This window comes from Leeuwenhoekiella sp. A16 (assembly GCF_047946675.1).
Lineage (GTDB): Bacteria > Bacteroidota > Bacteroidia > Flavobacteriales > Flavobacteriaceae > Leeuwenhoekiella.
Map to the genome: position 1 here is coordinate 349,519 of NZ_CP172313.1, position 21,712 is coordinate 371,230.

A 21,712-nucleotide genomic window follows, 5' to 3' on the forward strand; every position below is an offset into this window, starting at 1 on the left:
TTTTTTATGTTTTATTCCGATTTTGAAATCTTTTTATTCCCCTGGATATTCTTAGAAATGACTACAATTACAGGAGATTAGACTACAAGACCTTTTCTTCAATTCATGAGCTTTGTATCGTATAATTTAAAAACAGAGTTATGAAAATTACAATCACGGGTTCATTAGGTCACATAAGTAAGCCTTTAACGCAACAATTAGTAAGCGCAGGTCACACGGTTACTGTTATTAGCAGTAAACCAGAGCGTACCAAAGAAATAGAAGAAATGGGTGCTACAAGCGCAATAGGCTCGCTGGAAGATCTAGATTTTCTTATCAAAACTTTCTACCATGCAGATGCTGTTTATACCATGGTGCCTCCCGGTAACTACTTCGATCCTGAACTTGATCTGCTGGCTTATTATAAACAATTGGGTAGTAATTATGCAAAAGCCATAAAAGAAAGTGACATAAAACACGTAGTCAATCTGAGTACTATTGGTGCTCATTTAGAAAAAGGATCTGGTATTTTACTAGGCGCTCATAACGTAGAGAAGATTTTAAATGAACTGCCAGAAGATGTGGCTATAACACATATTAGACCCACCTCATTTTTCTACAATCTTTATGGCTATACAGATACGATAAAAAATCAAAACATGATCGCTGCAAACTATGGGGCAGAAGATGTGATTCCTTGGGTTTCTCCTAAAGATATTGCTGCAGCAATTGCAGAAGAATTAACAAATTCATTTTCTGGTAGAAAAGTACGTTATATAGTAAGCGATGAACGCAGTGGCAACGATACTGCCAGCGTTCTGGGTAAAGCTATTGGAAAACCTGATCTAAAATGGGTTCTGGTTACAGATCAGGCAACATTAGATGCTCTTGTTAGCGTTGGTATGAACAAGAAAATTGCTGCAGGTTTAGTAGAAATGTATGCCAGTCTACATACCGGTTTATTAGCAGAAGATTACTATCTTAATAAACCCGAAAAAATGGGTAACGTAAAACTGGAAGAGTTCGCTCACGAATTTGCTATGACTTTCAACAAATAAATCGGCATATATGTCAACAACGCCACTTCATAAATTTAAAACGATAAGTGAATTTCACAAGTTTAGGCGATTACCCAGACCAGAGCACCCGCTCATAAGTGTGATAAATTTAGAATCTGTAGAACGCATACCCGGCCAAGAAGTAAGCTTGATCAAAGAGTTTTATTCTATAGCGCTTAAGCGAAATTTTAAAGCCAAAATGAAATACGGGCAGCAGGAAGTCGATTTTGACGAAGGCGTCATGTTTTTTATGGCACCCGGTCAGGTTTTAAAAATAGAAATGGAAAGTACAATGAGGCAATCAGGGTGGATGTTACTCGTTCATCCTGATTTTTTATGGAACACATCTCTCGCTAAAACTATAAGTAAGTATGAATATTTTGATTACTCGCTGTATGAGGCTTTATTTCTTTCTGAAAAAGAAGAGATCACTATTGCCGGAATCATGCAGAGTATTCATCAGGAATATCTGTCTAATATTGACCAATTTAGTCAGGATATTATTATTGCTCAACTTGAGGTTTTGTTTAATTATTCAGAACGTTTTTATCAACGCCAATTTATAACCAGAAAAATTGTAAACCATCAAATTCTCAACCGGCTGGAAGCTCTTTTAGAAGATAGTTTTACAACAGAAAATCTTATAAAAAATGGTCTGCCTACTGTACACCACATCGCCGAAGCTTTACATGTATCTCCCAATTATTTAAGCGGGATGCTCAAAACGTTAACCGGCCAAAGCACGCAACAGCACATTCATGATAAATTAATACAGCAAGCGAAATTAAAACTGTCAACTTCAGAATTATCTGTAAGTGAGATTGCATATAACTTAGGTTTTGAGCATCCGCAATCATTCAGCAAATTATTCAAAAGTAAAACCCATATTTCGCCAATAGAATTTAGACAATCATTTAATTAACCATTTCCGAAAACCAGCCAAAATTGGCGATTTTTGACTGTATTTAGGCGATTTTAGATATAACTAAATAAAGTTGTAAAATGAAAAATGAAGATAATTGGCCAGTTTTAAATTTTGCAGAAATGCAAGACACTATTGAAACACTTCACCAATGGATTCAAATCGTGGGGAAAATTCGTCTAAAGACTATGCCGTGGCAAAATCATTCCTGGCATACCACACTTTATATAACGCCCTCAGTATATTCTACAAATGCAATTTCATATGAAGGAAGAATATTTCAAATAGATTTTGATTTTAAAAAGCATCAACTTCTTATTCAATGTTCAAATGCAGAAACTTTGAGTATGAACTTAAAATCCAGAACTGTTGCTAACTTTTATGAAGAACTTTTTGAAAAGTTAGCTGGTATAGGCATTTCGGTTAGTATTTATGCTAAGCCAAATGAAATAGATCCTGCTATTCCCTTTTCTGAGAATGTCCTCAATAAATCATACGATCCAGACGCAGCGAATGCACTCTGGAGAGCCATGGTAAAAGTTAATGCTGTTTTTAATGAATTTAAAAGTGAATTTATTGGTAAAGCAAGCCCAGTGCATCTGTTTTGGGGTGCATTTGACCTGGCTGTTACTCGATTTTCAGGAAACCCTGCTCCTCTTTACCAAGGCGGTATGCCTAACATGCCATTAGAAGTTATGCAGGAAGCCTATTCACAAGAGGTATGTAGTGCAGGTTTTTGGCCAGGATCCAGAGATTTTCCCGTACCTGTTTTTTATGCGTATGCATACCCAAGTGATAAAAGTTTTGAAAAGCAAAATGTCTTACCCAAAGAGGCTTTATATAGCTCTGAAATGGGAGAGTTTATATTAAAATATGAAGATGTACAAAACTCAGAAAATCCAGAAAAAAATTATTTGAGTTTTTAAGAACAACATATATTGCAGCAGCTCACACTTCACAATGGGACCGCAAGAAACTAGAAAAGAAATAAAAAATACCCCTTTTTAGAATAATGCGCTTACCTACTTTCAATTGCATCTTATCCGTATAATTAAACAGTCTTAAAAAAAACTTCTTGCTTTTTGTGATTTTTTAAAGGCATTGCATACTTATACTTTGTAATTAACTTTTTAAATGCATACAAAAAAGGAATTTATAAAAGACATTCAGGAAAACGAAGGTATCATTTATAAGGTCACCAGGATTTATTCAAATAATGCGGAAGATCAAAAAGACCTGTATCAGGAGATCGTTTATCAGCTTTGGAAATCTTACAATTCATTTAAAGGAGATTCTAAAGTAAGCACCTGGATGTATCGTGTTGCTTTAAACACGGCTATAAGCCATCTTAAAAAAGAAAAAAGAAAGGGGCATCAGGTCGATCTTGAGAAAGTGCTACGCGATCGCATAGAACATGTTGACACGATTATGGAAGAACGCATAACATTGCTGTACGCCCATATTAAAAACCTCAGCATTGTAGAACGCGGTATTATACTGCTTTATCTTGAAGATAAAAATTATGAGGAGATAGCCAGCATAACAGGTTTTAGCAGCACCAATATTGGCACCAGACTAAACAGAATTAAGCAAAAACTAAAAGCTCAAATTAAAAAAGATTAGATATGGAACTTCAGGAAATGAAATCCCTTTGGGAAGATATGAGTCAAAAAGTTGACCAACAAAAAATACTAACCGATAAATTAATTATGGATCTTACTCAAGAACGTTACTCAAATAAAATAGGAACAATATTGATACCTGAGATTATAGGTACGCTAATTTGTTTCGCAGCAGCTTTATACATTGCGATAAACTTTGGTAAATTAGACGTTTGGTATTTGCAATTAGCCGGTATTATTACAAGTGTAGCGTGTTTAATCCTGCCTGTTCTTTCATTAAAATCAATTCAAAAAATGAAAGGTATCAATATTTCTAAAAGCACCTACAAAGAGTCACTACTTGCATATACAAAAGGACAGAGAAGATTTCTGCAATTACAGAAAATCATATTTTACTTGAGTTTTTTCCTATTATTTTCTGCGGTTATCGTATTCGGTAAAATATTTAAAGATGTTGATGTGTTCACGGTTTCACAAAAACTGAACTGGATGATTCCTTCTGCAATAGGAGCTCTGTATATTTTCACCATTTGGGTGTATAAAAAATATAAAAAAGCCACACTTGACGCTAAAGATATTTTGAGAGAATTAGAAAATTAACCGGCGATCTAACTTTTTCTTTTACTAATAAGAAATTGCTGTACAGACTAATACCTCTTGTAAAGAGTATGAATTTTAATAAAGCTATTTTAGGGCATCTTAATTGATACTTCTAGATTATTATATATCAAAATTTTATTTCAAAAAACCAACCGTATGCACAGAATTACCTTTTTAATTATCAGCCTAATCATAATATCGTGTAGTAAAGATGATGAAGAAACAGCAAACGTAACATTAGAAGGTAACTGGCAACTTATTGAAGAATTACAGGACCCTGGAGATGGAAGCGCTGTTTATGAGCCTGTACAAAGTATAAAAACTATTCAGTTTAAAACTGACGGTACTGTAACCACAAACACTTCTTTGTGCGACCCGTTAACTGATGAAATTATAAGTAATGGAACTTTCACCAAATCTGATAGGGAGATTATTACTAACTGCGAAAACCCATATGCTTCAGTAATTTTATTTAAATTAGAGGGAGAATATCTAATCCTGCAATTTCTGGTTGATAAACAATTTGAAGCAAAATTATTTTATCAAAAGTTTGAAAAGATAGATTAAAAATACCTCCTGATATTATGAAATCTAAGTCAATAAGAGCTTTTATAGGTGCTAAAGATTTTTCTTTATGCCGAAATTTTTACAATGATCTGGGCTTTGAAGAAGTGATACTGGGTGGTCATATGAGTTTATTTAAAGTAAATGAGCATTTAAGTTTCTATCTACAAAACGCCTATGTAAAAGACTGGGTTGATAATACAATGCTTTTTTTAGAAGTGGAAGATCTGGATAACTGCGAGCAAGAACTTAAGGCAAAAGAACTCCATCAAAATTATCCCACCGTAAGATTCTCAAACATAAAGAATGAAGATTGGGGAAGAGAATTATTTATGCACGATCCGTCAGGAATTCTTTGGCATTTTGGTGAATTCAAATAAATAGCATTTCAATTTCTTCTTGATAATGAAAATGATCTTTGTACCTTTTCCTAAAAAGAAAAAGAACAATTAAATTGTATTTTAATGAATCTTTCAAACAATAAAATATTGATTACCGGTGGAGGTAGCGGCATAGGCTTGGGTCTTACTGAGCGCTTTTATAATGAAAATAATACTGTCATTATTTGCGGGCGACGTCAAGAAGCTTTGCAGCAAGTAAAAAGTAAATTTCCTAATATTATAACCAGGGTTTGCGATCTTGCTGAAGAATCACAGCGTCAGGATCTGTATAATTGGATTTCAAAAAATCACAGCGATCTCAATGTTCTGGTTAATAATGCCGGTATTCAAAACTGGATAAAAATAGAAGATGACGATTTTTACAACAGGGCTTCACAAGAAATTACTACTAATATTCTGGCGCCACTGCACCTTATTTCTCTTTTTGCCAATCTAAAATCGCTGAAAACTTTAATAAATGTAACCTCAGGTTTGGCTTTTATGCCATTCACCAAAGTTCCGGTTTATTCTGCTACAAAAGCGTTTTTTCACTCATTTACGCTATCTACAAGGTACTTGCTCAAAAGTAAGAATATTGAGGTTATAGAGCTTATTCCGCCTGCGCTAAATACAGATTTGGGTGGCAAAGGTCTTCACGACAGTGCGCCGCCGGTAAGTGATTTTATAGATTCGGTTTTTAAACAATTACACGAGGGAAAAACTGAAATTACCTTTGGCTTTAGCGAAGCAATATCTAAGGCTAATCCAGAAGAAATAAAGGCCCATTTTGAGAGGATGAACCCATCTTAAAATCGGTTATTTTCGCCTTAAAACCTGATTTTTTGAAGCGAATTTCGGCAAAAACCCGATGAAATACACACTATGTAATTATCTGTTTTATAGTAGTTTATCGATTAATTTAGAAGAATTGAAATTTATAATAATATTTTATTAACTTCATACTTGTAAATCTATAAAACACACCCCAAATGAAAAACAGATTTGTATTTTACAGCGCTACGCTGGCCCCGTTATTCGCAATTTTGATTCTTTATTACAAGAACAGTATTACTTCCGGCCTTTTTATCACTCTTATTGTAATCTATGCTTTGGTCTATAGACCTTTGTTAGACGCACAACGATTAGTTGCTAAGAAGATCATTACACAAAAAGAAAGTTGGCGTATGCTCGTACCAGGCTTTAGACTAGAGTATTTTAGAGAAATTTATATCAAAGCCTGATTCTAAAATAACAATACAAAAACCTGCCTAGAGGCAGGTTTTTTTTATTTAAAAAGTCTCCTTTTAGCACTAAAAATCGGCTTAAAACAGGTTAAAAATGCCAGTTATTTTTTCACTTAAAGTGAAATTAATGCGCCTAAATCATCAAAAACAACATCACTTTTAATAACTATTGATTAGTATATCGATGCTACATAGCTATTAATCTAATGATTTGTGCAAAGTAATTCCTTCTTCATACATTACAGCACATAACAATTACGTTAAGAACCATAAACAGAATTAATCAAGATCATTTTGCATGAAAATAAAACCTATTTTTTTATACCTTTTCTTTTCCTGCTTCTATCATACTATTGCCCAAACCACTTCTACAGACATTCTCATTTTAGGCTCAGATCATCTAAGCCAGGTTTATAATGAAGAATTTCCTAATACAGATGTTTTACAACCCGAAAATCAAGATCAATTACAAGAATTTTCAGCATTAATAGAAGCTTTTAATCCAGATGTGATCATGGTAGAAAAACTACCGGAAGAACAAGATGAGATCGACAGCTTATACAACGCATATAAAGCCGGGCAAATCGATATTGATACTCTTGAAAATGGCAGAAGTGAAGTTTACCAACTTGGCTTTAGAATAGGGAAAGATCTCAATATAGATAACATTGTAGCCGTTAATGCTCCCGGTGGCACGTCACAGAGCATTTTAGATAATGGTGAGAATATAGAATTATATGAGAATGCCACAACAGAGTTGCGCAAAGTGGTTAGCACCTATTACAGGATGCTGCAAAATGGAGAGCTTTCGCTAAAAGATTATTTGGTTTTTTTAAATCAGCCAGAAACATATAACCTTATCTATCACCTGCGTTACATGACTCCTGCGCGTGTTATTAATGGCTCTTTTACAAATCCAGATACAAGGGTAGATACTGCATTTATAGACAAGAAATATATTGGCGCAGAGCTTATCTCGATATTTAAAAACCGCGACTACAAGATCTATTCTAATATAGTCACTAATCAATTACGCAATAAACATGAGCGTATTTTACTTATCATAGGTGTAGCTCATATAGGAAGCATAAAAAGTATATTGACAGATGATTCTGCCTTTAGCATCATTGAGGCAAACACTTATCTAAAACGTTAGAATGCTCCCAATCATCACTTTTAAATAGTGAGTCCTATGACCGCGTTTAGATCTTTCACAACTTCTCGTTTATATCTAAAGCCTACAAATCTGGAGGATGCTGATTTTCTGCTTGAGCTTTTAAATACACCTAAATGGATAACATTTATAGGTGATCGCAATGTAAAAAGCACTGAAGATGCCACGATTTACATCGAAAATAACATCCTTCCTCAATATTCTAAAAAAGGTTACGGCAACTACACCGTCATTTTAAAAGAATCTAATATTAAAATAGGCAGTTGTGGTCTATATGATAGACAGGGCATTGACGGTCTGGATATAGGTTTTGCATTTTTACCACAATACGAGAAAATGGGATATGCTTTTGAAAGCGCTTGTACACTCAAAACAGCGGCCTTTACAATTTTTGGTATCTCTAAACTAAATGCAATTACAACTCTGCAAAATTTAAGCTCGCAGCAGTTACTAGAGCGCATGGGTCTGCGTTTTAAAGAAATGATAAATCTACCCGGCGATAATGAAAAACTGATGCTTTATACTATTGAAAAGCCAGTACAATAAGATCTTTATGCGTAAATTTCTATAAGATTTACCAGCTCTTTTTTAATAAAGATGAAAACAGTTAAGGGTGATTTAATAGAATTAGCTAAGCAAGGTGCTTTTGATGTAATTATTCATGGCTGTAACTGTTTTTGCTCAATGAGCGGCGGTATTGCCAGAACTATAAAACAGGAATTTCCTGCAGCTTTTGCCGCCGATTTAAAAACTACCCCGGGAGACAAAGAAAAGTTAGGATCATATACCAGTGCAAAAGTTAAAAGCCGAAAAGGAGATCTTATTATTATTAATGCCTACACACAATATGATTATAAAGGCGTGGGAACTCTGGCCGATTATGAGGCTGTAAAGTCGGTTTTTAGGCAGATAAAGACCGATTTTACAGGATTAAGAATAGGTTATCCGGCTATAGGAGCGGGTCTTGCTCGTGGGGATTGGGATATTATTTCTATCATCATCAAAGCCGAACTGCAGGGTGAAGATCACACATTTGTAGAATATAGAATCTAATCATCTCCTCTTCATACATTTTCTTTAAGAAAAAATTCACATATCTTTTGCAATTCCGTTGATTTTGATACATTTATTACCTCTTTCGCAATCGATTGAGAAAGAGCGACCAACCTGTAATATTTTTAGATCTTAACTGTAATGAGAAAGCTCTCACTTCTATTAATTTTTCTTTTCGCTTTAAGCCAACAGATTATTGCTCAGCAATCTATCAAGTCAAAAAATATTTATTTTCAAGTAGATGATCAGCCTGTGGGTAAAGACAATATTGCTTATAAATGGGGAGCAATGGCTCTAACGGCAACCGCAAATGATACAGAGAAGTTTAAACCACGCCCTACAGTGACTTCGCGCTATCTTGGTTTGATTTTTACAGCGGTTTTTGATGCGTGGTCGCGGTACGATGATAAAGCTATTCCTGTTTATCTGGAAAATGTAGAACGCAGACCACAAGCAGAAAATACGATCACCAATAAAGAAATTGCCATAAGTTATGCGGCCTATGGTGCAATGAAAGAATACTACTATAGCGACAGTGATTTATTTACAGAATTTATGATCAAGATGGGCCTCGATCCTGAAAATAAAAGTACAGATCCTTCTACGCCGGCCGGCATTGGTAATCTCGCTGCCCATGCTGTTATTGAAGCTCGTAAGCATGATGGCTCAAATCAATATGGAGATGAAAAAAATTCTAATGGGAAACCCTATTTTAATTACACTGGCTATAAACCTACTAATTCACCAGATGAAAATGTTGATCCTGATCGCTGGCAACCCAAATACTTTTCTGATGGGAAAGGCGGAACCTTTGCACCAGAATGCTTAACGCCTTATTGGGATAAGGTTAAACCTTTTGGTATACAATCTGCAGATCAATTTCGGCCCGGCCCTCCACCTAAAGTTGGTTCGCCAGAAATGGCTAAAGAGGTAAAAGAAGTTATGGAATTGCAACAAAACATGACCGATGAGCAAAAGGCATTGGTCGAATTTATGCGCGATGGTCCTCAAAGTGTGCAGCAGGCAGGTCACTGGTTAAATTTCGCGCAAGCAGTTTCAGAAAGAGATAATCATAATCTGGATGAAGACGTAAAAATGTATTTCTTGTGCCAGATAACAGCGATGGATGCATTTATTGCATGCTGGGACGCTAAGATGTTCTATGACTCTGCAAGACCTTATGCATTGGTACATCAATATTATGAAGACCAGATAATTACTGCCTGGGGTGGCGCAAACGACGGACTCATAAAAATGAAAGGACAACAGTGGCGTCCCTATTCACCAGATACATTTCTTTGTCCGCCATTTCCTGGTTATGTTTCGGGTCACAGTTCTATAAGTGGAGCATGCGCAGAAGCATTAAAACTTTTTACAGGTAGTGATGAATTTGGCAGAAGTGTTGAGCTTACAGCCGGCGCTATGACAGAGCCAGATCATCTTGGTAAAACAGTGATCTTAGAATTTCCCACCTTTACAGAATCTGCAAACATGGCCGGATTTTCAAGAGTTTTAGGCGGTTATCATATTCAGTCAGACAATATTGAGGGGCTTGAATTAGGAAGAAAAGTTGCTCGCGAAGATTACAAATTTTATCTGGCACACGTCAATCCTGAGAATACCGTAATAAAATCTAAATAATTTACCAAGCTTTTAACACACACAAAGCTTTATAAATTAGTAGTTTAGATAAAACACTAAACTATGCAAACCAAACGACTTATACCCCTACTCCTGCTTTTCTTATGTCTTGCTTCCTGCGAAAACAAAGAAAATAGCAATATGGAACCCGCCGTAGAATATGACGCAGCTGATGAGGCAGACTCTAAAGAAATGGATCTTGCTGCTTTAAAAAGCAGGATATTACAGGAAAGTAAATCTTCAATTGAATATGCCGAAGATAAAAAAGACAACCATTTTGGTTATACAAGCACGACAGACTGGGACATTCTTAAAGAGGAAGGTGATTCACTTTTAATTGGCAATACAGCACCCACAAAGCGTGAAGAATTAGGTGGCAGACGCACAGTCGTCACTCTTTTTAAAGGTGATGAAAGCGAAGGGAGAATTGTCCCCGGCACAGATACGCTAAAACTTAAAGAGAATGCGCAAAATCTAAATGTTTATAACCTACAGCCAAAACTGGTGGTAATGAATAATGATACTGTAGTTTATGGTATAGGTTATTCTGTGCACTACGTTTTTAACAAGATAAAAGATGATCTTGACAAAAGTGATCTTGCTAATATTGCGGCTTCCGCCCAAATTGATCCTGATGAGACAAAAGCTACTTATAGTATTCTAACGTATGGCATAGAAAGCGAAGATGCAGACATTATGCCACAGCAGAACAAAACTTTTAACGTGAAAGAATATGGCGATTTACAGGCCCAAATAGCCAGTTTAAGGTATGTTTTGGGCGATTCTACAAATATGGCAAAACTAAAATTCAGTCCTGAAAAAATCCCCGGATTAACAGCAAAGGATTTTGAATAGGTAGTACTGAAACTCTATTTCTCCATTGAGTAATTTATTGTAAATTAACAGAATGGCCGAAAAAGATCCTTATGTTTTATCTAAAGACAGAATAAAACACCCACCTTCCACTTTCGTTGGAAAATTAAAATTTTTAGGACCCAGTTTCATTTTATCTGCATCTATAGTTGGTGCGGGAGAATTAATTGCTACGACCACTTTAGGCGCAGAAGCAGGTTTTATTACGTTCTGGGTAATACTTGTAAGCTGCGTTGTAAAAGTGGCCGTTCAGCTTGAATTTGGTAAGCACACCATTCTCACAGGTGAAACCGCAATGCAGGCTTTTAATCAATTACCCGGCCGCAACATTGGCAAAGCTAATTGGTCTGTCTGGACAGTGCTTGTTGTCATGTTTATAAAATTGCTTCAAGTGGGCGGTATCGTAGGTGGAGTGGCAATTATAATCAATATTGCCGTTCCCGGGATAAGCGTTCCTCTATGGTGTTTCATTATTGCAATTGTGGTCGCTTGCCTGGTGTATCAGGGCTATTATAAATTCATTGAATCCTTTTCCATTTGGATGATCGGTTTTTTTACGCTTTTCACTTTTGCTTCTGTTTATTTTCTTGCTTATACACCCTACTCTATCGCGTGGGAACACATCTGGAGCGGACTACAATTTAACCTGCCAAAAGAAGCGGTTGCAGTTGCTTTTGGTGCTTTTGGAATAACCGGTGTGGGCGGTGATGAGATCATTCATTACAATTACTGGTGTCTGGAGAAAGGCTACGCAGCTTATACCGGTAAAAATGATGGTTCAGAAGCCTGGAAACAACGGGCAAAAGGCTGGATTAAAGTTATGAATCTCGATGCCGTGATCGCAATGTGCGTTTATACCTTAGTTACGGCAGCTTTTTATTTGCTGGGAGCTGCGGTGCTGCATAATCAAGGTGGCGTACCAGAAGGTTACGGTATGGTAGAAGCATTATCTACAATGTACACAGAATCATTGGGACCACAGGCTAAAACAGCTTTTCTTATTGGCGCTTTTATAACTCTATTCTCTACATTATTTGCTGCTCTTGCTGCATGGACAAGACAGATATCAGATATTTTTGGGCAGTTGGGCTGGATTAATTTTAGTAATTATAAAATTAGAAAAAGAACAGTAGCTATTCTGGCATGGGTGATACCGCTTCTTTGGGCTCTTGTTTTTGTATTTATAAGGTTGCCGGTTCTTATGGTTATTATTGGTGGTATCGTGAGTTCCTTCCTGCTTTTTCTTGTTGTTTTTGCAGCTTTACACTTTAGATATTACAGACTTCATGCTCAGTTTAAACCTGCTCTTATTTATGATATTTCTTTATGGGTAAGTGTTCTAAGTATCGTAGCCGTGGGCGCCTTGGGAATCATCAAGATAATTAATTAAATAATGCGCTTATATCATATGTTAAAGTATTTAAAATAAAATGCAACTATCTATATGCAAATCAATTAAAACCTAAAACTATTTTTATAGCCATTGATAATTCAATTAGTATTTGATTTACTTTTGATGTTATTTTCAAACTGTAAATGAATAAATTTCTTGTCGTTGACAACCCAAAAACCTGGGACTTTTTAGGTGAAGATATCCAGGTTCTTTCTGCTCAGGATTACCTTACAAATCCTGAACATTCTAAGAAAAAAAACGCACGCATTTTTAACCTTTGTAAAGATTACTCATACCAGTCAAAAGGGTACTATGTTTCTTTACTTGCAGAGGCCAGAGGGCATTTACCTCTACCGGCAATAAAAAATCTGGTAGATTTGCGTACACCTAAATTAGTGCGTATAGTTTCAGATGAATTTGATGAGATCATTCAAAAAAGCCTGAAAAATATTAAATCTAAAGAATTTGTTCTCAGCGTTTATTTTGGGCAGAATGTGGCCAGTAAATACAAAGAGCTAAGCGCGATGTTTCATCGTCACTTTCAGATCCCTTTTCTTAGGATAAAATTCAATTATACAAACCGCTGGAATATTCAGAACATTCGTGCAATTTCAACTTCAGAAATACCTGAAGAGCACAAAGAAAGTGCTTATGAATTTGCGCGGCAATATTTCGCTAAAAAGCGATACGATACAGCAAAACCTACTAAGGCTTTGTATGATCTCGCAATACTGGTACAGCAAAATGATCCTGCGCCTCCCAGCAATTCTAAAGCGATTAAAAAGTTTGTAGAAATCGCAGAAAAACTTAATTTTTACGTAGAAGTTGTTAGTCCTAAAGATCTCTCAAGGCTTTCTGCTTTTGATGCTTTACTGGTTCGCCAGAGTACAGAAGTTAACAATGAAGCCTATGCTTTTACCCGCAAAGCCCAGCAGGAAAATATTGCGATCGTAGACTATCCTGATGCAATTTTAAAGTGTTGCAATAAGGTTTTTATGGCAGAGGCTTTACAAAATGCAAACATACCCGCGCCTAAAACTATTATCGTTCATCACGATAATGTAAAAAAAGTGCTTGATATTGTGGGCTTGCCATGTGTACTAAAAGCACCTGATTCTACTTTTTCGTTTGGTGTAAAGAAAGCCACAACAGAAAAAGAATATCACTCGCTGGTGAAAAATATGCTTAAAGAGTCTGAGCTTATTATCGCGCAGGAGTATTGCCCCTCAGATTATGACTGGCGTATAGGTATTTTAGATGGTGAGGCTTTTTACGCCTGTCGCTACTATATGGCAAAAGGTCACTGGCAGATCTATAATTGGGATGCGGCTAAAAAAGACGATCAGGATGGTAATGCAGATTGTCTGCCTATAGAAGATGTGCCCAAAGCAATATTAGATACTGCCCTGAGTACAGCAAAGATAATGGGTGCAGGTTTGTACGGTATAGATATTAAAGAAGTAAATGGCAAACCGCTGGTAATTGAGATCAACGACAATCCTAACATAGATATGGGTGTTGAAGATGCACATTACGGGGATCTGGTTTACACCAAAATTATTGAAGCGTTAATCAAGCGCATAGAAGGAAAACAATTATGAGTTACCACCTTTTTGAAGTTGCAGGAATAGAATTAGAATACATGGTCATTAATGCAAGTGATCTTAAAATTGCGCCTATTGTAGACCAACTCTTAACTGCAAAGAACGGAACTCTAATTTCTGATATCGAGAACGGGAGAATAGAATGGAGTAATGAACTTGTTGCGCATGTGATCGAATTAAAAACGCACGAGCCAGATGCCGATTTAGACACGCTTGACACCGATTTTCATAAGAATATTGTCGAAATTTCTGAGCTTCTAAAGCCCTTTAAAGCTTCCCTCCTGCCTTCTGCTGCACATCCGTTTATGGATTCTAAGACCGAAAAGAAACTTTGGGAACATGATCATAACGAGATCTATTCACTTTACGATAAGATCTTTGATTGTAGTGGTCATGGCTGGGCAAACTTGCAAAGTATGCACATTAATCTTCCGTTTTGGGATGACGCAGAGTTTGAAAAATTGCACGCAGCCATACGCGTTTTGTTACCCATAATGCCCGGTTTAAGTGCCAGTTCGCCCGTTTTTGATGGCAAAAACAGCGGTTTTAAAGATGCACGTTTAGAATATTATAAATACAACCAGAAGGAAATTCCACAAATGGCTGGAAAAGTAATTCCTGAAGGTTTTTTTAGCAAAGCAGATTATCACACAGGTATTTTCAACCCCATAAAAGAAGCCATAAAACCCTTTGATCCTGATAATATTCTGGAGCATTATTTTCTCAATTCCCGTGGCGCTATTGCCCGTTTTGATCGTTTTGCTATAGAAATTAGAGTGCTCGATATTCAGGAATGCCCAAAGGTAGATATTGCCATCGCTGTTCTCATTATTGAAGCACTAAAGTGGATTGTAAGCAGCGGAGAAATCTCACTCGAAACTCAGAAAAAGCAACATGAAGATGATTTGCTTCCTATCTTGAATCAGGTGATAAAAGACGGCGAAGAAGCGCTGATTACAGATGAGAATTACCTACAACTTTTTGGCTCTAAAGAAGAAGCTTCAGTGAATGAGATTTGGTCAAATTTGTATGAAAAAGTCAAAGAAAAAATCGGTCAAAATCATCAAAAAACCATCGAAATTCTACTAAAAAACGGAACACTTTCCACCAGAATTTTAAAAGGGATTGGTGAAGATTGTACGCATGACAATATTTCACAAGTTTATAGAAAGCTGGAAGAATGCCTTCTTAAAAACGAAATCTACCTGCCATGAAGCTTATAATTAGCGCCGAGCATGGCGGTAATTTAATTCCGGAAGAATATAAATTTTTGTTTAATGAGCATGGGGATGAACTTGCGACGCATCGTGGTTATGATCCCGGCACAGAAGATCTTTTTTATTATTTAAAAGATATTTCCGCTTTTGCGAAATTGAATACCACCAGCCGGCTTTTGATCGAGTTCAACAGGTCTTTGCACCATGTTAATCTCTTTTCCGTTTACTCAAAAAAACTAGGCAAAAACCATCAAAAATCGCTTATTGAGGCCTATTATCTGCCTTACCGCAACGCTGTTGAGGAGCAAATAAAAAAGGAAATCGTAAACAAAAATAAAGTTCTACATATTTCCCTGCATTCTTTTACTCCACAACTTGGCGAGCAAATACGAACGAATGATATTGGGCTACTCTATGACCCAAAGCGGCCTGCAGAAAAAGAAATTACGAGAACATTTAAGGAAGAACTAAATAAGCTTTCGCCAGAAATTAAGATACGATTCAATTACCCTTATTTAGGAAGCGCAGATGGTTTCACAACATACTTGCGCAAGCTATTTCCCGAAAATTATTTAGGGATTGAATTAGAAATCAACCAGAAATGGGTAAAAAATGGCAAATTTCCACAAAAATTAAAAACGGATATCAAAACAGTTGTTTCCCATCTGGTAAATTAAAAAAGACCGGCCATGTACAATACATAGCCGGCTTCCTTCTTCTTCATAGCACGATTACTGTGATGGTTAGTGCTTACTTTAACGAAGATATATCTTCTCTATTCTACAAGTAACGGGATAATCAATCTTTCAAAAAGAGATTATACACGAAAATAAAAAGGTGATTTTCCCATTTTATTGTCAATTATTTTTCTGTTGTAAAAAATACATACCCAGCGCATTTTTGTAATTCTATTTACTAAATTGTACTTAAAAACCATTTTTGAGAAAAGCGCTTACAAGTATTCTTCTTTTAGTGTTTGTGGTTCATCTCGCAGGTAATCTGGTGCTGTTTAAAATTCAGCAGTGTCATTTGCGCAAAGAGATGATACAACGCATTCGCGAAGGCGTACCAGAATCTCAGCTTGTGCTCATTACAGAAACTCCCACAAATAAGAAATCTATAAAATGGGAAGACGATACCGAGTTTAGCTTTCGCGGAATTATGTATGATATCGCTAAAACTGAGATCGACAAAAACGGAAACACCATCTATTACTGCATTAAAGATGATCTGGAAACGGCACTGGTCATCAATTTTAGAAAACAACAAAAACAAAATAAAAAGACTAAGAACACCAGAATTTCCGTTCTAAAAAATGTAATTAAGATATTACCCGAAAGAGAACTTTCACCCCTTTCATTAAATATAAATACATCTGCAAATGACTCTGCCAACTGGCGATATTCTTGCGCCTATGGTTCTCGCAGTCAGGAAATCACAGCGCCTCCTCCCAGGCATGTTTAATAAATAGAATGATGAGAATGATCTAAACATTCCCTTTTCTGAGAGCGCTTATGCGCTCAGGATTATTATTTATTAAACCTACCCACTATGAAAAAAATTACATTATCCCTTTTGGGATTATTATGTTGTGTCAGCATTTTTGCGCAAAATACCCGCGGAAAAATAATAGATGCAGCAACTAAAAACCCGCTTAGCGGAGCAAAAATCGCCCTAAATGGAGGTAAAATCACCACCTCTGATGACAACGGAAACTTCTACTTTACTTGTGACAATGACCTCACGCTCAACATTAGTTACATAGGTTATGAAAGTACCTCGGCAACCATAAAAGATTGTGGTGATGAGCTAATAATACCTTTACAATTATCAACAAGTGCTCTTGATGAGGTGCAACTTACAGGCGCACAATCTAGACGGCAATTGCTGCAAAAACCAGTCGCTTTAGTGCAACTAGATTCTGCACAGCTTAACCGCGGCCAGGGATTATTTCTGGATGATGCGATAAATGCGAATGTGCCCGGTGTTATTATGGAGCGCAGAGCTGTAGCTTCTGGCCAGCAATTTAATATTCGCGGTTATGGTAACGGAGTTGGCTTTAGAGGCGCCAGTAACAATTTTGATGGTCAGGGATACAAAGTCTATCTCAATAATATTCCTATCACAGATGCTGAAGGTATAACTCAAATGGACGATGTAGATTTTGCTTCGGTAGGCAATATAGATGTTATTAAAGGCCCGGCAGGCTCACTTTACGGTTTAGCAATAGCCGGCGTTGTAAACCTGCAAACCATAAGACCTAAAAATGGAGAGACTTCAATAAGTCAGTCCTTTATAGGTGGTCGCTACGGTCTTGCGCGTTTTACAACACAGTTTCAAATGGGAGCAGAAAAAACTTCGCTGCTTTTAAATTACGGTCACCAGATCTCAGATGGTTTTATGGACCATTCTGCGTCTACTAAAGATTTTATGAATTTCGTTTTAAACTATAGTCCAAGTTCACGGCAGCACATCAGCACCTATTTTGGTTTTAGCAACAGCTATGATCAACGTGGTGGTGAGTTGACAATTGAGCAATATGAAAATAAAGATTATAGCGGTAATGCGCGATACATAAAAAACAATGCGCATTCTGAAGTTGTGAGCTTCCGGGCGGGATTAAGCCATAGTTATCGATTTACAGACTGGCTAAAAAACACAACCTCGATCTATGGTACGGGCGCAAATGGCAACAACAGCTCTGCCGGCGGCTGGACAGATAAAGACCCGCTGAATTACGGCGTTAGATCTGCATTTGACCTCAATTTTAAACTAGGTGAAAATTTCGCTTTAAGCGGAACAACCGGCTTTGAATATCAGGAGCAACGGGCAGAGATTTTGGGATATCGCATGGTAGAAAATCCTGATGATCCTGAAGGTTACAATATCATTGGTGCGATGAGAAGTAATCAATCTGCTCAATCGCAAACGTACTCGCTATTTACAGAGTGGGTTCTTCATTTACCACAAGATTTCTCGATCACCGCAGGTCTGGGGTTAAGCGGTCTACAAATCGATTTACAGGATAATTTATACGATCCTGAAAGTACTAATGAGCGATTTGTCACAGCAAATTATGACAATATGTTTTCACCTCATCTTGCTATAAATAAAGTGTTTAATTCTAAACTTTCTGCTTATGCTTCTTACAGTAAAGGTTATAAAGCACCGGTAAGCGGGAATATAGTGCTTGCAACTTCTGGTGAGTTAAATACTGGCCTGAGACCAGAAGTGGGTAATCAATTTGAGATAGGATCAAAGGGTAATTTATTTGCAAATAAACTGCACTATCAGCTGGCTTTATTCCATACAGAATTTAAAGACAAAATGACCTCTGTAGCTGTTCCTCTTGATGCTAATACAACTGCTTATACTTATATCGCTAATGGCGGAAGCCAGAAAAATAATGGCGTAGAATTTCTCGCAAATTATGCCGCTTATGAATCTGCTACAGGTTTTTTTCAATCTATAATTCCTTATGGAAATGTAACCTATTCAGATTTTGAATACGATGATTTTCAATATGAGTCACTTGATTCTAACGGACAAGCAGTAGCGGTTGATTACAGCGGTAATGCAGTTGCGGGTGTTGCGGCATGGGTTGTAAATGCCGGTGTTGATGTAAATACTAATTATGGCTTCTACGGAAATTTAAATTTTAATCACAGAGACAGTATGCCATTCACATCAGATGGTGCAAATAATACAGATGCATATAATTTGCTTAACGCGAAAATTGGCTTTAAAACAGCATTTAACAGATTTAATCTTAATGTATATGCCGGTGCAGATAATATTACCGGCACTCAATATTATTATATGGTTTTTGTAAATCAGTTAGAAGATGCATACCTGCCCGCCCCTTATGAGATCAATTATTATGGCGGAATTAAATTAAGCTATTCATTATAGTTATTTACGATTTCAGAGAAGGAGCCTTTTACCCCTATTTGGTTAACTCTGAAGATTACCCCTGTTGTTTGAAGAAGTAGTTGCCTTGTGCAGCTGCTTCTTCTTTTTTTATTAAAATGAATTATCCTACAAAATTAAAAGCGTCATTCCTGTTTTATGGGAATGACGCTTTTATAAATATCACTCTTGACTTAAATAGACTTATTTATACCTTCTAATTTGTCATTAAAATCATTTAATGTTCCTGCTAGTTTTTTTATTTGTTGCTGCGCTTCTGTCCAGCTTTTTTGTTCAATTGCTTCTCTTACTCCTGGCAGCGTTTTTACACCATAGCCGGTATAAAACCCGGGAGCATAGATCTGGTGTTTAAACCATTCTCGCCTGGGGAGTCCTTCTTTACTAGTTAAAGATTGCTCAAGATGCATTAGTTTTTCATTAAGTTCATTAGCTTCAGCCGCGCTTAACTTTGTAAAATCTTTAGAATCATAATCGGTTACAGTTGTTTTTAAAGTGGCCAATGCATTTTGCAGAGGTGTAAAATCAAGATAAGGCACATCTGCTTCTTTCTCTGGCTTTTTAAAAGGTTTTGTTGGGTCTGCTGCCAGTTCAAAATAATTTTGTGAAACCATTTTATTGTGCTTTTCGACCGATTTTCGCATGGTTTCTGTCGATTTTATAATTTCGTCAAGATAACCGTCAACGGTGCTGTACCATTGTTTAAACTCAAACGGAAGTACATCTGCATTTGCAAGTCTTAATACAATACGGCCAGCAGTTTCGGCAAGAGCCACACCATAAGCAAGATCGGGATCTTTAAATCTTTTGTAAAAAGTATAGGTATCATAAATAGTATGATATTCTCCACCCGCATTTTCACCACCAAAACCCAAGTTTACAGCAGCAATACCCGCATGCTGAATAAAAGGAGTATAATCTGATCCCGAGCCCAACGCCGAAATACTAAACTCACCACCACCACCTCTTACCATATCTGCCGCTTTGGCGCGCTCTTTAACAGTAACATCAGTCTGAGGGTCATCAACATCTTTTGCCACCTCGCCTATCATCGCTTGTAAGGAGTGAGAACCGCCTACATGTAGAAAGCCGCGACCATTGCCATCTGTATTTACGTATGCTACCGCTTTTTCCTGCAGTTCTTTCATGTTATCTTCAACCCACTCTGTAGAACCTATTAATCCCGGTTCTTCAGCGTCCCATGCGCAATACACAATTGTACGCTTTGGTTTTTTACCGGCTTTTGCGAGTTCGCCAACGGCTCTGGCCTCTTCCATCAAGGCAACAAGACCGCTTATTGGGTCGCTGGCACCGTGCACCCATGCATCATGGTGATTACCGCGTAAAACCCATTCGTCAGGTAATTCAGATCCTTTTAATGTAGCGATCACGTCATAGGCAGGTTTCAGTTGCCAGTCAAATTCTAATTTTAAATGCACTTTTGCAGGTCCCGGCCCAATGTGATACGTAATTGGTAAACCGCCTTTCCATGCATCTGGTACTACTTGACCATCAAGAGCTTCAAGGAGTGGTTGAGCATCTTCATAAGAAATTGGCAATACGGGTATTTTAGTAATCGTAGGAGCATCTTCCCGGTTTAATCGTTTCGCATCTTTAGTAGCTGCATATCCCGGTGTTAGCACATCTCCCGGGTAAAGAGGCATATCCATCACAGAACCTCTTTGTACACCGGTTTTATTTTTAAATGCACCTTTAGGATACACATCGCCCCTGGCGAAACCATCATCCTGAGGATCTGAATAAATAATGCAACCTATTGCACCTTTTTCTGCAGCTAGTTTTGGTTTTATACCACGCCAGGAACCGTAATATTTTGCTATTACGATCTTGCCTTTTACATCTATACCTAATTTCTCTAATTCTTCATAATCATCTGGCACACCATAATTTACATACACAAGTTCTGCCTCTACATCACCGTCTTTAGAAAAGGCGTTATAGCTTGGCAATAATGCATCTCCCTGAGATGTATATTCATCACCTTCTACGGGCACAGCGGTAAGCTTGGCTTTGTAAGTTTCTGGCGCAGTAAGTTCTAGCTCGCGAACTTTAGGATAAGGAAAAAGCACCTGATAGGTTTCAATTTTTGTATCGTAACCCCATGATTTAAATTGTTTAGCGATCCACTCTGCGTTTTCTTTGCCAAATTCTGTACCTACATAATGTGGTTTCGCAGACATGCGTTTCATCCAGTCATCCAGATTAGTTGCAGATATTTTTTCGTCAAAAGCAGACTCGAGAGCTAACTCCTTTTTGGCACTTTCAGGTTTAAAGCCAATAATACTTTCCTGCGCATGCAGGCCCAGACTTATACCGCAGAGTAGCAGTATAAAATAGATTTTGTTCATAATGGTTAGTTTTAGCTATCAAATTACTAAATACCAGTGGCTTTCAAACTTCTAAAAATTAAATTTTACACCACCTACACTGCTAATACTTA

At 37.0% G+C, this 21,712-nt stretch carries 20 protein-coding genes and 1 pseudogene; 20 read left to right on the plus strand and 1 reads right to left on the minus strand.

Features of this window, described 5'->3' with window-relative positions:
* Positions 1–140: 140 nt before the first annotated feature.
* The 20 genes and pseudogenes from ACH3O9_RS01490 to ACH3O9_RS01585 all read left to right on the plus strand — a co-directional run bounded on the left by ACH3O9_RS01490 (position 141) and on the right by ACH3O9_RS01585 (position 19,236).
* Complete coding sequence (locus tag ACH3O9_RS01490; RefSeq protein WP_416443669.1) at positions 141–1,037, plus strand: NAD(P)H-binding protein; 897 nt, start codon at positions 141–143, stop codon at positions 1,035–1,037.
* Positions 1,038–1,047: 10 nt separating this feature from the next.
* On the plus strand, positions 1,048–1,959 hold the full coding sequence (locus tag ACH3O9_RS01495) for a helix-turn-helix domain-containing protein (RefSeq protein ID WP_416443671.1): 912 nt from the start codon (positions 1,048–1,050) through the stop codon (positions 1,957–1,959).
* A gap of 122 nt (positions 1,960–2,081) precedes the next feature.
* Positions 2,082–2,950 (plus strand): annotated as a pseudogene (locus ACH3O9_RS01500) (DUF5996 family protein).
* A gap of 143 nt (positions 2,951–3,093) precedes the next feature.
* Positions 3,094–3,582: an RNA polymerase sigma factor gene (locus ACH3O9_RS01505; protein ID WP_416443673.1), complete on the plus strand. Its 489-nt coding sequence runs from the start codon at positions 3,094–3,096 to the stop codon at positions 3,580–3,582.
* Positions 3,583–3,584: 2 nt separating this feature from the next.
* Positions 3,585–4,181: a hypothetical protein gene (locus ACH3O9_RS01510; protein ID WP_416443675.1), complete on the plus strand. Its 597-nt coding sequence runs from the start codon at positions 3,585–3,587 to the stop codon at positions 4,179–4,181.
* 156 nt (positions 4,182–4,337) lie between these two features.
* Complete coding sequence (locus ACH3O9_RS01515; protein ID WP_416443677.1) at positions 4,338–4,748, plus strand: hypothetical protein; 411 nt, start codon at positions 4,338–4,340, stop codon at positions 4,746–4,748.
* Positions 4,749–4,765: 17 nt separating this feature from the next.
* The gene (locus ACH3O9_RS01520; protein WP_416443679.1) at positions 4,766–5,125 is read left to right on the plus strand and encodes a glyoxalase; all 360 of its coding nucleotides are present in this window, start codon (positions 4,766–4,768) and stop codon (positions 5,123–5,125) included.
* 84 nt (positions 5,126–5,209) lie between these two features.
* Entirely contained in the window at positions 5,210–5,935 is a 726-nt protein-coding gene (locus ACH3O9_RS01525; protein ID WP_416443681.1) for an SDR family oxidoreductase, read from the plus strand.
* Positions 5,936–6,114: 179 nt separating this feature from the next.
* On the plus strand, positions 6,115–6,366 hold the full coding sequence (locus ACH3O9_RS01530; protein ID WP_416443683.1) for a hypothetical protein: 252 nt from the start codon (positions 6,115–6,117) through the stop codon (positions 6,364–6,366).
* Between the two features lie 301 nt (positions 6,367–6,667).
* Positions 6,668–7,525, plus strand: coding sequence for a DUF5694 domain-containing protein (locus tag ACH3O9_RS01535; RefSeq protein ID WP_416443685.1), 858 nt, complete (start codon positions 6,668–6,670; stop codon positions 7,523–7,525).
* A gap of 36 nt (positions 7,526–7,561) precedes the next feature.
* A complete protein-coding gene (locus tag ACH3O9_RS01540) occupies positions 7,562–8,089 on the plus strand; it encodes a GNAT family N-acetyltransferase (RefSeq protein ID WP_416443687.1) in 528 nt (175 codons plus the stop codon).
* Positions 8,090–8,140: 51 nt separating this feature from the next.
* The gene (locus ACH3O9_RS01545) at positions 8,141–8,596 is read left to right on the plus strand and encodes a phosphatase (protein WP_416443688.1); all 456 of its coding nucleotides are present in this window, start codon (positions 8,141–8,143) and stop codon (positions 8,594–8,596) included.
* Positions 8,597–8,737: 141 nt separating this feature from the next.
* The gene (locus tag ACH3O9_RS01550; protein ID WP_416443690.1) at positions 8,738–10,237 is read left to right on the plus strand and encodes a vanadium-dependent haloperoxidase; all 1,500 of its coding nucleotides are present in this window, start codon (positions 8,738–8,740) and stop codon (positions 10,235–10,237) included.
* 63 nt (positions 10,238–10,300) lie between these two features.
* Positions 10,301–11,092 carry a hypothetical protein gene (locus ACH3O9_RS01555; protein ID WP_416443692.1) on the plus strand — a complete coding sequence of 264 codons (792 nt, stop codon included), beginning with the start codon at positions 10,301–10,303 and terminating at the stop codon, positions 11,090–11,092.
* Positions 11,093–11,144: 52 nt separating this feature from the next.
* Positions 11,145–12,500 carry an Nramp family divalent metal transporter gene (locus ACH3O9_RS01560; RefSeq protein ID WP_416443694.1) on the plus strand — a complete coding sequence of 452 codons (1,356 nt, stop codon included), beginning with the start codon at positions 11,145–11,147 and terminating at the stop codon, positions 12,498–12,500.
* Positions 12,501–12,646: 146 nt separating this feature from the next.
* Positions 12,647–14,104 carry a RimK family protein gene (locus tag ACH3O9_RS01565; RefSeq protein WP_416443696.1) on the plus strand — a complete coding sequence of 486 codons (1,458 nt, stop codon included), beginning with the start codon at positions 12,647–12,649 and terminating at the stop codon, positions 14,102–14,104.
* Positions 14,101–15,321: a glutamate-cysteine ligase family protein gene (locus ACH3O9_RS01570; protein WP_416443698.1), complete on the plus strand. Its 1,221-nt coding sequence runs from the start codon at positions 14,101–14,103 to the stop codon at positions 15,319–15,321. The genes ACH3O9_RS01565 and ACH3O9_RS01570 overlap by 4 nt, the downstream gene beginning before the upstream one ends.
* Positions 15,318–16,001: an N-formylglutamate amidohydrolase gene (locus tag ACH3O9_RS01575; RefSeq protein ID WP_416443700.1), complete on the plus strand. Its 684-nt coding sequence runs from the start codon at positions 15,318–15,320 to the stop codon at positions 15,999–16,001. Before ACH3O9_RS01570 ends, ACH3O9_RS01575 begins: the two co-directional genes overlap by 4 nt.
* A gap of 262 nt (positions 16,002–16,263) precedes the next feature.
* A complete protein-coding gene (locus ACH3O9_RS01580) occupies positions 16,264–16,788 on the plus strand; it encodes a hypothetical protein (RefSeq protein WP_416443702.1) in 525 nt (174 codons plus the stop codon).
* An 87-nt stretch (positions 16,789–16,875) separates the two neighbouring features.
* Positions 16,876–19,236: a TonB-dependent receptor gene (locus ACH3O9_RS01585; protein WP_416443704.1), complete on the plus strand. Its 2,361-nt coding sequence runs from the start codon at positions 16,876–16,878 to the stop codon at positions 19,234–19,236.
* Positions 19,237–19,427: 191 nt separating this feature from the next.
* Here the strand turns inward: ACH3O9_RS01585 and ACH3O9_RS01590 are convergent, their stop codons facing one another.
* Complete coding sequence (locus ACH3O9_RS01590) at positions 19,428–21,620, minus strand: M28 family metallopeptidase (protein ID WP_416443706.1); 2,193 nt, start codon at positions 21,618–21,620, stop codon at positions 19,428–19,430.
* Positions 21,621–21,712 lie beyond the last annotated feature (92 nt).